The organism is Streptomyces bluensis, from assembly GCF_014650715.1.
GTDB lineage: Bacteria > Actinomycetota > Actinomycetes > Streptomycetales > Streptomycetaceae > Streptomyces > Streptomyces bluensis.
In genome coordinates this window covers 628,821-646,173 of sequence record NZ_BMVM01000002.1, presented here as the reverse complement: position 1 = coordinate 646,173, position 17,353 = coordinate 628,821, and the positions used below count along the sequence as shown (strand labels likewise).

Genomic DNA, 17,353 nt, shown 5'->3' with positions numbered 1-17,353 from the left:
TTGGACCCAGGCGTTGCACGGACCCCTTGCGTTCACCGGCGTGTCGGCCGGCTTCTCACCCCGTACGCCACTTTTCCGCCAACACGGGCCCCATCGCGTCGAGATACCTGACCGTCAGCGCGCGGGTCTCGGTGGCGCCGAGGTCCTCGCTCAGCCCCCAGCGCCGCTCGGTGACCCTGATCACACCGGCGAAGACGGCCACGGCCACGCGTGGCCGCGGATCGGTGTCCACGTCGAGCCCCTCGCGTTCGGCGATGATCCGCGCGACCTCCTCGCCCGCCTCGTCGCTGCGGCGCAGGTGGGCGGCGAGGAGGGCGGGCGTCGACTCGGTCAGCCGGCACATGCGCAGGTAGAGGTCGATCGGCACGACCTGTTCGACGGCCTCGGCGATGGTGTCCCAGTCCTTCAGGACGGCGTTGCGCAGTGCCTCCAACGGGGTCTCGTCGAGCGGGCGTTCGCGCACGGCCACGGCGAACCGCGTGTGCGCGAGGTCCTGGACGGCGAACGCCGCGTCCTCCTTGCCCGCGAAGTACCGGAAGAAGGTGCGCTGCGAGACGTCGACGGCCTCGGTGATCTCGTCGACGGTCGTGTGCTCGTATCCCTGCGTGGTGAACAGTTCCAGGGCGGCCCGCAGCAGCGCGTCCCGGGTGCGTTGTTTCTTGCGCTCGCGCAGTCCCGGTCGGGTCACCGTGTTCATGAGCCCTCGTCTCCGACGGTCCGGTCGGCTTGTGGGTCGGCTCAGGTGGACGTTTCCCGAGCTCAGCCTATCTGTGAGTGACGTTACAGTTACCGAAATGTGAATTGGTTTGTCAATTGTCAGTGACTGTCACTAACCTCGGCGTATGACTAGTCAGACCACCATCGACACGACGGGGCCGGGGGACGGGATCCCGGTCGCCCCGTCGGAGCAGCAGCCCACCAAGGGCCTGCGCGGCCACCCCTGGTTCACTCTCATAACCGTGGCCGTGGGGGTCATGATGGTGGCCCTCGACGGCACCATCGTGGCGATCGCCAACCCGGCCATCCAGAAGGACCTGAACGCCAGTTTCGCCGATGTCCAGTGGATCACGAACGGCTACTTCCTCGCCCTCGCGGTCACCCTGATCACCGCGGGCAAGCTCGGTGACCGCTTCGGGCACCGTCAGACGTTCCTCATCGGCGTGGTCGGCTTCGCGCTCGCCTCCGGAGTCATCGGTCTGTCCGACTCCATCGCCATGGTCGTCACCTTCCGCGTCTTCCAGGGCCTGTTCGGCGCGCTGCTGATGCCGGCCGCACTCGGTCTGCTGCGCGCCACGTTCCCGGCCGAGAAGCTGAACATGGCGATCGGCATCTGGGGCATGGTCATCGGCGCCTCCACCGCGGGCGGCCCGATCCTCGGCGGCGTGCTGGTCGAGCACGTCAACTGGCAGTCGGTCTTCTTCATCAACGTCCCGGTCGGCGTCCTCGCCGTGGCCCTCGGCGCCTGGATACTGCTCGACCACCGCGCGCAGAACGCGCCGCGCTCCTTCGACATCCTGGGCATCGCCCTGCTGTCGGCCGCCATGTTCTGCCTGGTCTGGGCGCTCATCAAGGCCCCGGACTGGGGCTGGGGCGACGGCAAGACATGGGCCTTCGTCGGCGCGTCCGTACTGGGCTTCGCGCTCTTCGCCCTCTGGGAGACGAAGGTGAAGGAGCCGCTGATCCCGCTGGGCCTGTTCCGCTCGGTGCCGCTCTCGGCGGGCGTCGTCCTGATGGTCCTCATGGCCATCGCGTTCATGGGCGGCCTGTTCTTCGTCACGTTCTACCTCCAGAACGTGCACGGCATGACCCCCATCGACGCGGGCCTGCACCTGCTGCCGCTCACCGGCATGATGATCGTCGGCTCCCCGCTCGCGGGCGCTCTCATCACCAAGGCGGGACCGCGCGTTCCGCTGGCCGGCGGCATGGCGCTCACGGCGATCGCGATGTACGGGATGTCCACGCTGGCGACGGACACCGGCAGCGCCGTGATGTCGCTCTGGTTCGCGCTCCTCGGCCTCGGCCTCGCCCCCGTCATGGTGGGCGCCACCGAGGTCATCGTGGGCAACGCGGCGATGGAGCTCTCCGGTGTCGCCGGTGGTCTCCAGCAGGCCGCGATGCAGATCGGCGGCAGCCTCGGTACGGCGGTCCTGGGCGCCGTGATGGCCTCCAAGGTGGACAGCGACCTGCCGGGCAACTGGAAGGACGCGGGCCTGCCGCCCCTCACCGGGGCCCAGCTCGACCAGGCATCGGAGGCCGTTCAGGTCGGCATGGCACCCGTCGCCAAGGGCACGCCCGAGGAGATCGCCGCGAAGGTCACCGAGGTCGCGCACGACACGTTCATCTCCGGCATGAGCCTCGCCAGCCTCGTCGCCGCGGGCGTCGCGGGGGTCGCCGTTCTGGTGGCCTTCCTGACCAAGCGCGGCGAGAACGCCGAGGCGGGCGCGGGAGTCGGCCACATCTAGGCCACCACCAGGCCCCGTCCAGGGCCTCCGGGCCTGGGCCCCATCCGGGGCCTGGGCCTCATCCAGGCCACTCTTCTCCGGGCTGGTTTGGGAGCACTTTCCCTCATCAGGGTGACAACGCTAAAGATCCATCGCCCTCGGCACGTGCCGCAGGTCACAGTGTGTCAACCGGGCCGGTTCCCAGCCGGAATGGGGGGACGGACCGGTCCTGTGGCGCGCTGCCGGAGGGGGGTAGCGCGCCGATGGGTTCCAGGTTCACCACAGGGGGTACTCGCCGCATCGACCCGAACTGACGGCACCTTCCGGGAGTTGATGATGGCGGGCTTCGGGCACGGAACGCGCAGGCACCCCCGCTCACTTGGCCGGACGTGGCCAAGGACCGGGCCGGATCGCGCGACGCTGGGGATCATCGGTCTGGTCTGCGCGATCGCGGGCTTCTTCGTTCTCGGGATCGTCCTCGGTCCCGCCGCGATCGTCTGCGGCTGGCTCGCCATGGGCCGCAGCTGGACCGGCGCCCGCCCTGTCCCGGCAGTCGTCGCCGTCGTACTGGGCGCCCTCGACACACTCCTGGCGATCATCTGGCTCGCCGGGACCACAGCCCCCGGGAACGGATTGTTCTGATCCGCGGGGAGTGAGGGAGGAAAGGGGGCCCTCGGCAGACGCCGAGGGCCCCCTTCACGCTTCACTCGTGGGGGTGTGCCCCGCAAGGGGCGCGGCTGCGCACCCGCCCCGAGCGGAACGCCTACGCGTCGCCTCCGGCCACCCCCGGATCGGCGGCCGAAACGTCCAGCAACTGGTAGCGGTCGATCGCCTGCTTCAGCACCGACCGGTCGACCTTGCCCTCACGCGCCAGCTCGGTCAGCACCGCGACCACGATCGACTGCGCGTCGATGTGGAAGAAGCGCCGCGCAGCACCCCGGGTGTCGGCGAAGCCGAAGCCGTCCGCGCCCAGCGACTGGTACGTGCCCGGCACCCACCGCGCGATCTGGTCCGGAACGCTTCGCATCCAGTCGGAGACGGCCACGAACGGACCCTCGGCGCCCGTCAGCTTCCGCGTCACATACGGAACGCGCTGCTCCTCCTCCGGGTGGAGCAGATTGTGCCGCTCCACCTCGACGGCCTCGCGGCGCAGTTCGTTCCAGGAGGTCGCCGACCAGACGTCCGCCCTCACGTTCCACTCGGAGGCGAGGATCGCCTGCGCCTCGACCGCCCACGGCACGGCGACACCGGACGCGATGATCTGCGCCGGGATGCCGCCCGACTCGCCGGCCCTGAAGCGGTGGATGCCCTTGAGGATGCCCTCGACGTCCACGTCCTCCGGCTCGGCCGGGTGCGGGACCGGCTCGTTGTAGACGGTCAGGTAGTAGAAGACGTCCTCGCCGTGCGGGTGCTCCTCCGAGGAGCCGTACATCCGGCGCATACCGTCCTGCACGATGTGCGCGATCTCGAACCCGTACGCCGGGTCGTAGGCGACACACGCGGGGTTGGTGGAGGCCAGCAGCTGCGAGTGGCCGTCCGCGTGCTGGAGCCCCTCACCGGTCAGCGTCGTACGGCCGGCGGTCGCACCCAGTACGAAACCGCGCGCCAACTGGTCGCCCATCTGCCAGAACTGGTCGCCGGTCCGCTGGAAACCGAACATCGAGTAGAAGACGTACACCGGGATCAGCGGCTCGCCGTGGGTGGCGTACGACGAACCGGCGGCGATCAGCGAGGCGGTGCACCCCGCCTCCGAGATGCCGTCGTGCAGCAGCTGGCCGGTCGGCGACTCCTTGTACGTGAGAAGCAGATCGCGGTCCACCGACTCGTACTGCTGGCCGAGCGGGTTGTAGATCTTCGCGCTCGGGAAGAACGAGTCCATGCCGAAGGTGCGGTACTCGTCGGGCGCGATCAGCACGAACCGCTTGCCGATCTCCTTGTCCCGCATGAGGTCCTTCAGCAGCCGGACGAACGCCATGGTCGAGGCGATCGACTGCTGACCCGAGCCCTTCTTCACGCTCGCGTACGTCTTGTCGCCCGGCAGCGCGAGCGGCTTCGACCGCACGAGACGGGTCGGGACATACCCGTCAAGCCCCTTGCGGCGGTCGTGCATGTACTGGATCTCCTCGGAGTCCCGCCCCGGGTGGTAGTACGGCGGGAGACCGGACTCCAACTCCTTGTCGGAGATGGGCAGATGCAGCCGGTCACGGAAACCCTTGAGATCGGCGACCGTCAGCTTCTTCATCTGGTGCGTGGCGTTGCGGCCCTCGAAGTTCGGGCCGAGCGTCCAGCCCTTGACCGTCTTCGCGAGGATGACCGTCGGCTGGCCCTTGTGGGCGCGGGCCGCCGCGTACGCCGCGTAGATCTTGCGGTGGTCGTGACCGCCGCGGCCCAGGTGCAGGATCTGGTCGTCGGTCATCTCCGCGACCATAGCCCGCAGCCGGTGGTCGCCGCCGAAGAAGTGGTCGCGGATGTACGCGCCGGTCTCGGTGGCGTACGTCTGGAACTGGCCGTCCGGCGTGGTGTTCATCTTGTTGACCAGCACACCGTCGCGGTCCTGGGCGAGCAGCGGGTCCCACTTCCGGTCCCAGACCAGCTTGATCACGTTCCAGCCGGCGCCCCGGAAGACCGACTCCAGCTCCTGGATGATCTTGCCGTTGCCGCGTACCGGGCCGTCCAGCCGCTGGAGGTTGCAGTTGACGACGAAGGTCAGGTTGTCGAGGCCCTCGCGGGCGGCCAGGGTCAGCTGGCCGAGCGACTCCGGCTCGTCCATCTCGCCGTCGCCGAGGAACGCCCATACGTGGGACGCGGAGGTGTCCGCGATACCGCGCGCCTCCAGATAGCGGTTCATCCGCGCCTGGTAGATCGCGCCGATCGGGCCGAGGCCCATCGACACGGTCGGGAACTCCCAGAAGTCGGGCATCAGCCGCGGGTGCGGGTAGCTCGACAGTCCGTACGGCGTCTTGGACTTCTCCTGCCGGAACGCGTCGAGGTGCTGCTCACCGAGCCGGTCGAGGAGGAACGCGCGGGCGTAGATGCCGGGGGAGGCGTGTCCCTGGAAGAAGATCTGGTCGCCGCCGTCGCCCCGGTCCTTGCCGCGGAAGAAGTGGTTGAAGCCCACGTCGTACAGCGAGGCGGAGGAGGCGAAGGTGGCGATGTGCCCGCCGACGCCGATGCCGGGCCGCTGGGCCCGCGACACCATCACGGCGGCGTTCCACCGGGTGGCGTTGAGGATCTTCCGCTCGATGTCCTCATTGCCCGGGAAGAACGGCTCGTCCCTGGTGGCGATGGTGTTGACGTAGTCCGTGCTGCGCATCTCGGGCACGGCCACGCGCTTCTCGCGGGCCCGCTCGATCAGCCGGAGCATCAGGTAGCGCGCCCGCTCACGGCCGCGCTCGTCCACGGCGGCGTCGAGCGAGTCGAGCCACTCCTGGGTCTCCTCGGGATCGAAGTCAGGGACCTGACTCGGGAGGCCGCCAATGATGATCGGGTTGCGATCGGATCCGGAAGCCACGCTGTTCCTTCGCTGTCGGAGGGCCACTTTTCCACGTGCCTGCACCGCTCCCCATCGTGTACCTCGGGGGCGCGAAACGTCATCTCTACTGTGAGGTAACCAGGACGTTCGCCCGGACACCTCGGGCAGGAGCAACTGAAACGCAACGATACGCCCGAGCCCTGACATGTTCCGCAAACACGTTCGACTCTCGTACCCTCGGATCATGACTGAATGCACAAATCGGGCAGGATGATGTGGCGCGTGTCACCCTCTACTGTGGTTCCATGCCTGGAGTTGCGGCGACACGGCCGGGATCGTCACCGTTTCGGCGGTCTCGATGGCTGGGTACTTGCGCGATCCGTCCCGCCCGTGTGGACTACGGCCAACGCTTCGCGTACGCGCGTGGCTGAACTTCCCTGGGGGCGACCCCACCCGAACATGATCAGGAGGCAACCCGTGAGCGCGACCGCGGACCACGCGGAGGAGCGGACGAACCCTGCCGCGAGGCTGGGGTTCCAGCCCGAGCAGGTGGTCCAGGAGATCGGCTACGACGACGATGTCGACCAGGAGCTCCGCGAGGCCATCGAGGAAGTCATCGGCAGCGACCTCGTCGACGAGGACTATGACGACGTGGCCGATGCCGTGGTGCTGTGGTTCCGCGACGAGGACGGCGACCTGACCGATGTGCTGGTGGACGCCATCACGTACATCGAGGAGGGTGGCTCGATCCTGCTGCTGACGCCCAAGACGGGGCGGGACGGCTACGTGGAGCCGAGCGACATCTCCGAAGCCGCGACGACGGCGGGTCTGTCGGCGACCAAGAGTGTGAGCGTCGGCAAGGACTGGAGCGGGAGCCGTCTGGCGACCCCGAAGGGGGCCAAGTCCAAGAGGTGAGTGCCCTTCGGGGCATGGGTGTGCCGGGTGCGGGGCGCTGTCCCAGGACGCTTCCCCGCCCCCGCCGCCCCTACCCGTCCCACCCCCAGGGGCTCCGCCCCTATGACCCCACGTCAGGGGCTCCGCCCCCTGGCCCCCGGGGTGCGGTGTTTCGCCCCGTTGGCTCCGATGTTCGGGGCTCCGCCCCGTTGGCGCGGGGTTCAGTGCTTCCGTCTGTTGGCTCCGGCGTTCGGGGCTCCACTCCTTGGCCCCCGGCGTTCGGGGCTCCACCCCTTTGGCCCCCCGGCGTTCGGGGCTCCACCCCTTTGGCCCCCCGGGGTTCGGGGCTCCGCCCCGTTGGCTCCGGACCTCAGCGCTGGGCCCCTGGCCCTGCCCTTCGGGGCCGGTCGGCTGCCTGCCTCCACGCACATCACTCACCCCCACGGGGGGCTGGGGGCGGAGCCCCCGGGAGGGGACGGGTAGGGGCGGCGGGGGCGGGGATCTCGCGGTGGGGTGATCACTGCGTAGGCTGGGGCTGCCCCGAACAGCCCATGGAAGGGAACGCAGGACATGGCCATCCAGGTCGGCGACAAGGCCCCGGACTTCGAGCTCAAGGACAACCACGGCGCCAGCGTGAAGCTCTCGGACTTCCGCGGTGAGAAGAACGTGGTGCTCCTCTTCTACCCGTTCGCCTTCACCGGCGTCTGCACCGGCGAGCTGTGCGCGCTCCGCGACAACCTCCCGAAGTTCGTCAACGACGACGTCCAGCTCCTCGCCGTCTCGAACGACTCCATCCACACGCTGCGCGTCTTCGCCGAGCAGGAGGGCCTGGAGTACCCGCTGCTCTCGGACTTCTGGCCGCACGGCGACACCTCGCGCGCGTACGGCGTCTTCGACGAGGACAAGGGCTGCGCCGTACGCGGCACGTTCATCATCGACAAGGAGGGGGTCGTGCGCTGGAGCGTCGTGAACGCTCTGCCCGACGCCCGTGACCTGAACGAGTACGTGAAGGCGCTCGACACCTTGTGATTCTTGGCCCCCAGGGCCTGCGGCGGGCGGGAACCCCTCACTAGGATCGACTCGTTGATCTGATGGCAACGCACGACGGGGCTCCCCGCCCCTGGACACCAATGGGAGGACTCGTGGGAGTCAGCCTCAGCAAGGGCGGCAACGTATCGCTGACCAAGGAGGCCCCTGGCCTGACCGCGGTCATCGTCGGTCTGGGGTGGGACGTCCGCACCACGACCGGTACCGACTTCGACCTGGACGCCAGCGCCCTGCTGCTGGACACCTCGGGCAAGGTCGGCAACGACGCGAACTTCGTCTTCTTCAACAACCTCAAGAGCCCGGACGGCTCGGTCGAGCACACTGGCGACAACCTCACCGGTGAGGGCGAGGGCGACGACGAGCAGATCAAGGTCAATCTGGCCGGGGTCCCGGCCGAGATCGAGAAGATCGTCTTCCCCGTCTCCATCTACGACGCCGAGAACCGCCAGCAGTCCTTCGGTCAGGTGCGCAACGCTTTCATCCGCGTCGTGAACCAGGCCGGCGGCACCGAGATCGCCCGCTACGACCTGAGCGAGGACGCCTCCACGGAGACCGCCATGGTCTTCGGCGAGCTCTACCGCCACGGAGCGGAGTGGAAGTTCCGGGCCATCGGTCAGGGGTACGCGTCGGGCCTGCGCGGCATCGCCCAGGACTTCGGTGTGAACGTCTGAACCGTATCTGTACCTGCATCTGTAGCTGTATCCGTATCTGTATGTGATCGTCCGAGTCGTGTGCGTACGTCCGAAGTGCACACGTGGCTCACCCCGTCCGGCGCCGCACCTCTCAGTCGAGTGCGGCGCCGGACGTGCTCGCACCACACACCACAGCTCGACACGGGGAGGACCAGCACCATGGGCGTCACGCTCGCCAAGGGAGGCAATGTCTCCCTCTCCAAGGCCGCGCCGAACCTCACGCAGGTGATGATCGGGCTCGGCTGGGACGTCCGCACCACCACGGGCGCCGACTTCGACCTGGACGCCAGCGCCCTGCTGTGCAAGGCGGGCCGGGTCCTCGGCGACGAGTGGTTCGTCTTCTACAACAACCTCAGGAGTCCGGACGGCTCGGTGGAGCACACCGGCGACAACCTCACCGGTGAGGGCGAGGGCGACGACGAGTCGATCCTGATCGATCTGTCGAAGGTGCCGGCCCACTGCGACAAGATCGTCTTCCCGGTCTCCATCCACGACGCCGACAACCGCGGCCAGTCCTTCGGCCAGGTCAGCAACGCCTTCATCCGGGTCGTCAACCAGAGCGACGGCCAGGAACTCGCCCGCTACGACCTGAGCGAGGACGCCTCCAGCGAGACCGCGATGATCTTCGGCGAGGTGTACCGCTACGGGGGCGAGTGGAAGTTCCGGGCGGTGGGCCAGGGGTACGCGTCGGGGCTCCGGGGCATCGCACTGGACTTCGGGGTCAACGTCTCATAGCGCAAGTCTCCTGGCGCAATATGCGCTAAAGCGGGGGCCGTATGGGGTATGAGGCGTGCCGGACTAGACTTCGGGTTCAAAGTTTCGCAAAGCCGCGCGCGGCGCGGGGGAACCCCGTACTAACACGATTGGGTAGCCAGTGGTTCTGAAAACCTTCGGCTGGTCGTTCGCGGTCACCGCGCTCGGCTTGGTCGCAGCGGTTCTCTACGGCGGATGGACCGCGTTCGGGATCGTCGCGATCCTGTCCATCCTGGAGATCTCGCTGTCGTTCGACAACGCGGTGGTCAACGCCGGGATCCTGAAGAAGATGAACGCCTTCTGGCAGCGCATCTTCCTCACCATCGGCATCCTGATCGCGGTCTTCGGTATGCGGCTGGTCTTCCCCGTGGTGATCGTCGCCATCAGCGCCAAGCTGGGGCCCATCGAGGCCGTCAACCTCGCGCTCACCGACAAGGACCAGTACCAGCAGTACGTGACCGACGCCCACCCGTCGATCGCCGCCTTCGGTGGCATGTTCCTGCTGATGATCTTCCTGGACTTCGTCTTCGAGGACCGGGAGATCAAGTGGCTGGGCTGGCTGGAGCGTCCGCTGGCCAAGCTCGGCAAGATCGACATGCTGTCGGTCTGCATCGCGATGATCGTCCTGCTGATCAGCGCGATGACCTTCGCGACCCACGCGCACCAGCACGGCGGCACCTACGCCGACAAGACGCAGACCGTCCTGATCTCCGGCATCGCGGGTCTGATCACCTATCTCGTCGTCGGCGGCCTCTCCGGCTACTTCGAGGACAAGCTGGAGGAAGAGGAGGAGCGCGAACACGAGGAGGAGGAAGCGGCCAAGCGCAGCGGCAAGCCGGTCTCGGCCGTCAAGCTGGCCGGCAAGGCCGCGTTCTTCATGTTCCTCTACCTGGAGGTCCTGGACGCGTCCTTCTCCTTCGACGGTGTCATCGGCGCCTTCGCCATCACCAACGACATCGTCCTCATGGCGCTCGGCCTCGGCATCGGCGCCATGTACGTCCGGTCGCTCACGGTCTACCTGGTCCGTCAGGGCACCCTCGACGACTACGTGTACCTGGAGCACGGCGCGCACTACGCGATCGGCGCCCTCGCCGCGATCCTGCTGGTCACCATCCGGTACGAGATCAACGAGGTCATCACCGGCCTCATCGGCGTCGTCCTGATCGGCTGGTCCTTCTGGTCGTCCGTCCGCCGCAACAGGGCGCTCGCGGCAGCGGAGGGAAAAGCTGAGTCCTCGGACGACAAGTCGGAAGTCTCGTCCGGGGTCTGAGACCGGCGCGAGCCCGGAGGCGGGTGTGACCGGTTCCGCCGGTTCCGGTGTGTGACACCCCTCCTGGTGAGGAACGCTCTGAGCGGGGCGGCCGTTCGAGGACTCGTCCTCGAACGGCCGCCCCGCGGCGGTTTCGACGTACATGACGCACATACGGACACGGACACGGCAGTGTGGGGGCGGGAATGGGCTTCTTCGACGGTCTGCTGGGCGGACGCGCGCAGTTCGACTCGGGCAGTGCGGCGAGCAACTCCATCGAACTGGTCAAACGGCACCAGACGGTCTCACTCACCAAACAGGGCGCGGCCACCGGCAATCTGCGCATCAACCTGTCCTGGCGGATGCGCACCTCTGACATCGGCGCCCCCAGGCGCCAGAGCCTGCTGCGCCATCCCTTGCAGGCGCTCAAGCCGGACGAGGTCAAGGCGCACAGCCAGAGCATGGTCAACGTCGACCTCGACCTCGGGGTGCTGTACGAGCTCACCGACGGGTCCAAGGGTGTGGTCCAGCCCCTCGGCAGCTTCTTCGGTGACACCAACGCGCCGCCGTACGTGAAGTGCAGCGGAGACGACCGGTTCGGCTCCGGGTCGGGAGAGACGATCTACGTCAATCTCGATCACCGCGACGACATCAAGCGGCTTCTGGTCTTCGTCTACATCTACGACCAGACGCCGGCGTTCGACCGCACGCACGCGGTCGTCACGCTGTATCCGAGCAACGGTCCGCGCATCGAGATCGGCCTCGACGAGCGGCACCCCCAGGCTCGGTCCTGCGCGGTGGTGATGATCGAGAACGTGAAGGGGGAGATGATCGTCCGGCGCGAGGTGAAGTTCGTGTACGGGTTCCAGGCGGAGCTCGACCGGTTGTACGGGTGGGGGTTGCAGTGGGGGCGGGGGTACAAGTCCAAGGTGGATCGGTAGGACTCCGCCCGGAGCGGGCGCGCAGTTCTCCGCACCCCTGAAAGAGCAGTTCCCCGCGCCCCTGAACCCCCTAGGGCCTGTTGCGAAAGTCCCGCCTGCCCGGCGACGCCCGGCACGCCCTCTCGCCGCACCGGGCACAGGCCCAAGTACATCCAGTACGAGGGCCTGCGCCCGGCACGCCGAGAGCACGCACCGGACGCCGCCGGGCCCGCCCTTCGGGCGGACGACGGGACTTTCGCAACAGGCCCTAGCGGCCCATGAACTGCGGGCCCTGGGGCGGGAGTTTGAAGTCCGGGTCCGGTAGGGCTCCGGCTCCGGCCGGTGGTTGCAGGTAGTACGCCGGTGGGGCGCCCGCGGTCACCGGCTCCTGCTGGGGGTGCGGATAGCCGTACGCGGGCGGGCCCGCCGGCCGGCTGCCCGGCTGCGGATAGCCGTACCCGGGCTGGACCTGCTGTTGTGTGGTGGCCGCCGGGGGGTAGCCGTACCCGGGCTGCTGGGGTACCGCCGACGTCGGCTGCTCGGGCGGGAGGGGCGGGGAGGCGTCCGGTGCCGCGGCCTCCGACTCGTCCACCGAGATGCCGAACTCGGTCGCGAGTCCCTGCAGGCCGTTGCTGTAGCCCTCGCCGAGCGCGCGGAACTTCCAGCCGCCGCCGCGCCGGTAGAGCTCGCCGCAGATCAGCGCGGTCTCCTCGCCGGTCTCCGGCTTGACGTCGAAGTACGCCAGCGGTTCCGCGTCGGCGACCGTGGCGTCGTACAGCAGGATGCGCAGGGAACGTACGTGCTCGAAGGAGACGTCGTCGGCCGAGGCGACCAGCAGAATCCGTCCGACGGCGGACTCGACACCCGCCAGATCCGTCTGGATGGTGTCCGTGGGGCCCTCGGCGTCGCGCTTCTTGCCGAGCCGCCAGACCTTGCCGGAGGGGTGGCGGGGCTGGTTGTAGAAGATGAAGTCCTCGTCGGACCGTACGCGTCCGTCGGGGCCGAGGAGCAGCGCCGAGGCGTCGACATCCGGGACACCCTGCCCGGGGGTCCAGCGCAGCACGGCGCGCACCGCCGTGGCTTCCAGCGGGACGTTCGACCCCTTCAGCATCGCGTGCGTCATACGGATCATCCTGCCCTCTCGGTCCTGCTCACGACACAGCGGGGTCACGTTCGTCCGGCCGGGACCGACTGCCTTCGATGCGCCCGATTTACCAGAACTTCATGCCCAGCGGGAACCCACGACATGGATCTCTACGTACTATTACCGGCCACCCTTTTACCAGGCCGACCAGCCGCCACGGGGGACTCATATGCGTCATTTCAGGCACCTCGCCCCTGAGGAGCGTCAGCGTCTCTTCCACCAGGAGCCCGGTTTCTTCACCGCCGACTCCCCGGCCAGGGTGCTCGCGGCGGCCCTCGGGGCCACGCTCTACAGCCCCGCCACCAGGGCCAGGCTGGCCGACGACGTGGTGAAGCAGGCCGGCCGAGGTGTGGTCTCCATGGTGCTCTGCCTGGAGGACTCGATCGACGACGCCGAGGTCGCGGGCGCCGAGGAGAACCTGGTCCGGCAGTTCACCGACCTCGCCGGACGGCCGGACACCGAGCTGCCGCTGCTGTTCATCCGGGTCCGGGCGCCGGAGCAGATACCGGACCTGGTGCGGCGGCTCGGACCGGCCGTCCGGCTGTTGTCCGGATTCGTGCTGCCGAAGTTCACCGAGGAGCGGGGCGTCCCGTTCCTGGAGGCGCTCACGGCGGCCGAGGCGTCGAGCGGGCGCCGGCTGTTCGCGATGCCCGTCCTGGAGTCGCCCGAGCTGCTGTACCTGGAGACGCGGGGCGAGGCCCTCCAGGGGATCTTCCGCACGGTCGACAAGTACCGCGACCGTGTGCTCGCCCTGCGCCTCGGCGTCACCGACTTCTGCTCCTCGTACGCCCTGCGCCGGGCGCCCGACATGACCGCGTACGACGTGCAGATCGTGGCCTCCGTGATCGCCGACGTGGTGAACGTCCTCGGGCGGGCCGACGGCACCGGCTTCACCGTGACCGGACCGGTCTGGGAGTACTTCCGCGTCCAGGAGCGCATGTTCAAGCCGCAGTTGCGCACCAGCCCCTTCCTTGAGGTGCGGGCCACCCGGCTGCGCGAGACGCTGATCGAGCACGCGATGGACGGCCTGCTGCGGGAGATCTCCCTGGACCAGGCCAACGGCCTCCTCGGCAAGACCTGCATCCACCCCTCGCACGTGCTGCCCGTGCACGCGCTGTCCGTGGTCAGCCATGAGGAGTTCAGCGACGCCCGGGACATCCTCAGACCCGAGCGCGACGGCGGGGGCGTGCTGCGGTCCGCCTACACCAACAAGATGAACGAGGTGAAGCCGCACCGTGCCTGGGCCGAGCGCGTCCTGACGCGCGCCGAGGTTTTCGGCGTCGCCAACGAGGACATCGGCTTCGTGGAGCTGCTGGCGGCGGGCCGGCCCGACTGACCGGGCCGGCGGGGACGGCTCGCTGTCGTACCGACGAGGACTGCCGCCTTCCGACTGCCGCCTTACCGACAAGGAATCGATGAAGAACAACGAGGTCTGGTCCGGGAGCTGGGTCGCCGAGCGGCTCGGCGTCGAGCTGATCGGCGACGAGCCGCTGGGCGACCTGCTGGGACTCGCGCTGCGCCGCAACCCCCGGCGGGCGCACCTGCTGGTGTCGAACGTGCTGGGCAAGCATGTGCCGCAGTCGCCGTCCGTCGTGTACGGGTACGGGTTCGCCCTCGGCCGCCGGGTGCGCGAACTGCTGGGCGACCAGGCGGGCGAGGCCGTCGTGCTCGGGTACGCCGAGACGGCCACCGGGCTCGGCCACTCGGTCGCGGACGGTGTGGTGTTCGCCCCGTACCTGCACTCCACCCGGCGGCCCGTCGAGGGTGTCGACCGGGCCGGAGGCTTCGAGGAGTCCCACTCCCACGCCACCTCCCACCTGCTGCTGCCGGAGGACCCGGCACTGCTCGCGGGCGACGGGCCGCTGGTGCTGGTCGACGACGAGTTCTCCACCGGGAACACGATCATGAACACCATCCGCGAGCTGCACGCCCGCTACCCGCGCGAACGGTATGTGATCGTCGCGCTGGTCGACATGCGGTCGGCCGCCGACCTCGGGCGCCTGGAGGAGTTCGCCGCCGAGATCGGCGCCCGCGTCGACCTGGTGGCGGCGGCCTCCGGGACCGTACGGCTGCCGGAGGGGGTGCTGGAGAAGGGGCAGGCGCTGGTCGCGGAGTACGAGGCGGCCGGTGAGCCCGTTCCGGCGGCTGCCACCGCGGCCCACGTCGCCCGCGTCGAGCTCGGCTGGCCTCGCGGTGTCCCCGACGGCGGGCGGCACGGCTTCACCCGTGAGCACCGGGCCCGCCTGGAGGAGGCGCTGCCCGCCATGGCCGCCCGGATCGCGGGCGCGCTGCCGGAGGGCGCGCGGAGCGTGCTCGTGCTCGGCTTCGAAGAGCTGATGTACGCGCCGCTCAGGCTGGCCCGGGCGCTGGAGAAGGTGATCGACGCCGAGGTGCGGTACTCCACCACCACCCGCTCACCGGTCCTCGCGGTCGACGATCCCGGCTACGCGATCCGCAGCCGAATCGTTTTCCCGGCCCATGACGACCCCGACGACGGCCCCGGCCCGCGCTACGCCTACAACGTCGCCGGCGCCGGCTTCGACGCGGTCGTCGCCGTCGTCGACTCGGCGGCCGACACCCCCGCGCTCCGCGCCGCCGACGGACTGCTGGCCCAGCTGGCCCTGCACGCGCCGAGCGTGCTGCTCGCGGTCGTGCCCTCGTATGTGCCGGCGCACGCGACCGCGCACGCCACCCGCCACGCCACCCCACGCTCCACCCCGCACGCCGCCTCGCGTGGCACTGAAAGGCCCCTCATGCTGCCCGAGCCCCTCCGCGGCCCCGCCTTCTCCTCGTACGCGCCCGACGAGGTCGGCTGGCTGCTGCGGGACCTCTCGGACGTCACACTGGAGGCGCCCACCGAGGAGCGCGAGGAGGCCGTCCAGAGCGGCGGCGCGCACTACGCGGAGTCGCTGCCGGTGGAGTACCAGCCGAGCGAGCGGTACCAGGCCCTCTTCCACGGCGCGCTGGAGGAGTCGGCGGCCCGCATAGCCCAGGCCGTGGGGGTGGTGACGGAGACGGTGCTGGCCGAGCGGTCACCGCGGCCCGTGCTCGTGTCGCTCGCCCGCGCGGGCACCCCCGTCGGCGTCCTGATGCGCCGCTGGGCGCTGCGGCGGCACGGGCTCGACCTGGCGCACTACGCCGTCTCGATCGTGCGCGGACGGGGCATCGACGCCAACGCGCTGCGCTGGCTGGCCGACCACCACGACCCGGCCGACGTCGTGTTCGTCGACGGCTGGACCGGCAAGGGCGCCATCACCCGTGAACTGGCCGACGCCCTGCGGGAGTTCGAGGACTCCGACGGCATCACCGGCTTCCACCCGGAGATCGCGGTGCTGGCCGACCCGGGGTCGTGCGTACGGACGTACGGCACCCGTGAGGACTTCCTCATCCCCTCCGCGTGCCTCAACTCGACGGTCTCCGGGCTGATTTCCCGTACGGTGCTGCGCTCGGACCTGGTCGGCCCGAACGACTACCACGGCGCGAAGTTCTACCGTGAACTCGCCGGTTCCGACGTGTCGAACGACTTCCTGGACGCCGTCTCGGACCGCTTCACGGAGGTCGCGGACGCGGTGGACGCGCAGGCCAAGGAGCTCCTCGCCGCCGACCGCACCCCGACCTGGGAGGGCTGGGCCGCCGTCGAGCGGATCAGCGAGGAGTACGGCATCCACGACGTCAACCTCGTCAAGCCCGGTGTCGGCGAGACCACCCGGGTGCTGCTGCGCCGCGTACCGTGGAGGATCCTCGCGCGGGCCGGGGCGGGGGCCGACCTCGACCACGTACGCCTGCTGGCCGAGCAGCGCGGGGTGCCGGTGGAAGAGGTGGCCGAACTGCCCTACACCTGCGTCGGATTGATCCACCCCAAATACACACGGGGCGCCACCGGCGCCGACGGGAAGGCGGTGGCCCTCTGATGACCGTTCTGGTGGCGAGCGACCTCGACCGTACGCTCATCTACTCCGCGGCGGCGCTGGCGCTGACCATGCCGGACGCGCGGGCACCGAGGCTGCTGTGCGTCGAGGTGCACGAGAGCAGACCGCTGTCGTACATGACGGAGACCGCGTCCGGGCTGCTCACCGATCTCGGGGACGCGGCGGTGTTCGTGCCGACGACGACCCGTACGCGCAAGCAGTACCAGCGCATCAACCTGCCGGGCCCCGCGCCCGAGTACGCGATCTGCGCGAACGGCGGGCACATCCTGGTGGACGGGGTGGCGGACCCGGTATGGCACGCGCGGGTGCTGGCCCGGCTGGCGGACGAGTGCGCTCCGCTGGACGAGGTACGCCAGTACCTGGCGGCCACGTCCGACCCGTCCTGGGTGCGCAAGCACCGGGTGGCCGAGGACCTCTTCGCGTACCTCGTCGTGGAGCGTGAGCTGCTGCCCGAGGACTGGGTGAAGGAGCTGGCGGTCTGGGCGGAGAACCGTGGCTGGACGGTCTCGCTCCAGGGCCGGAAGATCTACGCCGTGCCGAAGCCGCTCACCAAGAGCGCGGCCGTGCGGGAGATCGCCCGGCGCACCGGGGCCGAGCTCACCCTCGCGGCCGGTGACTCGCTGCTGGACGCCGATCTGCTGCTCGCGGCCGACCGGGGCTGGCGCCCCGGGCACGGCGAGCTGGCCGACACGGGCTGGGCCGCACCCGCGGTCACCGCCCTCCCGGAACGGGGGGTCGCGGCCGGGGAGCGGATCCTGCGGGAGTTCCTCAAGGAGTGCCGGTAGGGCGTGCGTCCGGGCGTGTGTCCGGGG

General features: G+C 69.3%; 14 protein-coding genes. 11 read left to right on the top strand and 3 right to left on the bottom strand.

The window, feature by feature from the left end:
• Positions 1-55: 55 nt before the first annotated feature.
• The gene (locus tag IE262_RS08055) at positions 56-697 is read right to left on the bottom strand and encodes a TetR/AcrR family transcriptional regulator (RefSeq protein ID WP_134039953.1); all 642 of its coding nucleotides are present in this window, start codon (positions 695-697) and stop codon (positions 56-58) included.
• Positions 698-974: 277 nt separating this feature from the next.
• Between IE262_RS08055 and IE262_RS08050 the strand changes: the two genes are divergently transcribed.
• Both IE262_RS08050 and IE262_RS08045 read left to right on the top strand, forming a co-directional pair.
• The gene (locus IE262_RS08050) at positions 975-2,462 is read left to right on the top strand and encodes an MFS transporter (RefSeq protein WP_373305006.1); all 1,488 of its coding nucleotides are present in this window, start codon (positions 975-977) and stop codon (positions 2,460-2,462) included.
• A gap of 312 nt (positions 2,463-2,774) precedes the next feature.
• A complete protein-coding gene (locus IE262_RS08045; RefSeq protein WP_134039976.1) occupies positions 2,775-3,083 on the top strand; it encodes a small hydrophobic protein in 309 nt (102 codons plus the stop codon).
• A 121-nt stretch (positions 3,084-3,204) separates the two neighbouring features.
• Here the strand turns inward: IE262_RS08045 and aceE are convergent, their stop codons facing one another.
• Positions 3,205-5,952, bottom strand: a complete 2,748-nt coding sequence (gene aceE, locus IE262_RS08040) for a pyruvate dehydrogenase (acetyl-transferring), homodimeric type (RefSeq protein WP_189872361.1) — start codon at positions 5,950-5,952, stop codon at positions 3,205-3,207.
• A gap of 438 nt (positions 5,953-6,390) precedes the next feature.
• On the opposite strand from aceE, the gene IE262_RS08035 reads away from it, so the two are divergent.
• From IE262_RS08035 to IE262_RS08010, 6 genes are all read left to right on the top strand, one after another.
• On the top strand, positions 6,391-6,828 hold the full coding sequence (locus tag IE262_RS08035; protein ID WP_166681740.1) for a DUF3052 domain-containing protein: 438 nt from the start codon (positions 6,391-6,393) through the stop codon (positions 6,826-6,828).
• A gap of 549 nt (positions 6,829-7,377) precedes the next feature.
• Positions 7,378-7,836: a peroxiredoxin gene (locus IE262_RS08030; RefSeq protein ID WP_134039957.1), complete on the top strand. Its 459-nt coding sequence runs from the start codon at positions 7,378-7,380 to the stop codon at positions 7,834-7,836.
• A gap of 113 nt (positions 7,837-7,949) precedes the next feature.
• Positions 7,950-8,525: a TerD family protein gene (locus tag IE262_RS08025; protein ID WP_134039958.1), complete on the top strand. Its 576-nt coding sequence runs from the start codon at positions 7,950-7,952 to the stop codon at positions 8,523-8,525.
• Positions 8,526-8,705: 180 nt separating this feature from the next.
• Positions 8,706-9,281, top strand: coding sequence for a TerD family protein (locus tag IE262_RS08020; protein ID WP_134039959.1), 576 nt, complete (start codon positions 8,706-8,708; stop codon positions 9,279-9,281).
• A 139-nt stretch (positions 9,282-9,420) separates the two neighbouring features.
• Positions 9,421-10,569, top strand: coding sequence for a DUF475 domain-containing protein (locus IE262_RS08015; protein ID WP_134039960.1), 1,149 nt, complete (start codon positions 9,421-9,423; stop codon positions 10,567-10,569).
• A gap of 185 nt (positions 10,570-10,754) precedes the next feature.
• Complete coding sequence (locus IE262_RS08010; protein ID WP_134039977.1) at positions 10,755-11,489, top strand: TerD family protein; 735 nt, start codon at positions 10,755-10,757, stop codon at positions 11,487-11,489.
• Between the two features lie 247 nt (positions 11,490-11,736).
• On the opposite strand, the gene IE262_RS08005 is transcribed toward IE262_RS08010, so the two are convergent.
• Positions 11,737-12,591 carry a TerD family protein gene (locus tag IE262_RS08005; RefSeq protein WP_189872358.1) on the bottom strand — a complete coding sequence of 285 codons (855 nt, stop codon included), beginning with the start codon at positions 12,589-12,591 and terminating at the stop codon, positions 11,737-11,739.
• 190 nt (positions 12,592-12,781) lie between these two features.
• Here IE262_RS08005 and IE262_RS08000 point away from each other — a divergent pair, with 190 nt between their 5' ends.
• From IE262_RS08000 to IE262_RS07990, 3 genes are all read left to right on the top strand, one after another.
• Positions 12,782-13,948: an HpcH/HpaI aldolase/citrate lyase family protein gene (locus tag IE262_RS08000; protein WP_134031704.1), complete on the top strand. Its 1,167-nt coding sequence runs from the start codon at positions 12,782-12,784 to the stop codon at positions 13,946-13,948.
• 79 nt (positions 13,949-14,027) lie between these two features.
• On the top strand, positions 14,028-16,523 hold the full coding sequence (locus IE262_RS07995; protein WP_189872355.1) for a phosphoribosyltransferase: 2,496 nt from the start codon (positions 14,028-14,030) through the stop codon (positions 16,521-16,523).
• On the top strand, positions 16,523-17,326 hold the full coding sequence (locus IE262_RS07990) for an HAD family hydrolase (RefSeq protein WP_189872352.1): 804 nt from the start codon (positions 16,523-16,525) through the stop codon (positions 17,324-17,326). The genes IE262_RS07995 and IE262_RS07990 overlap by 1 nt, the downstream gene beginning before the upstream one ends.
• Positions 17,327-17,353: the final 27 nt, after the last annotated feature.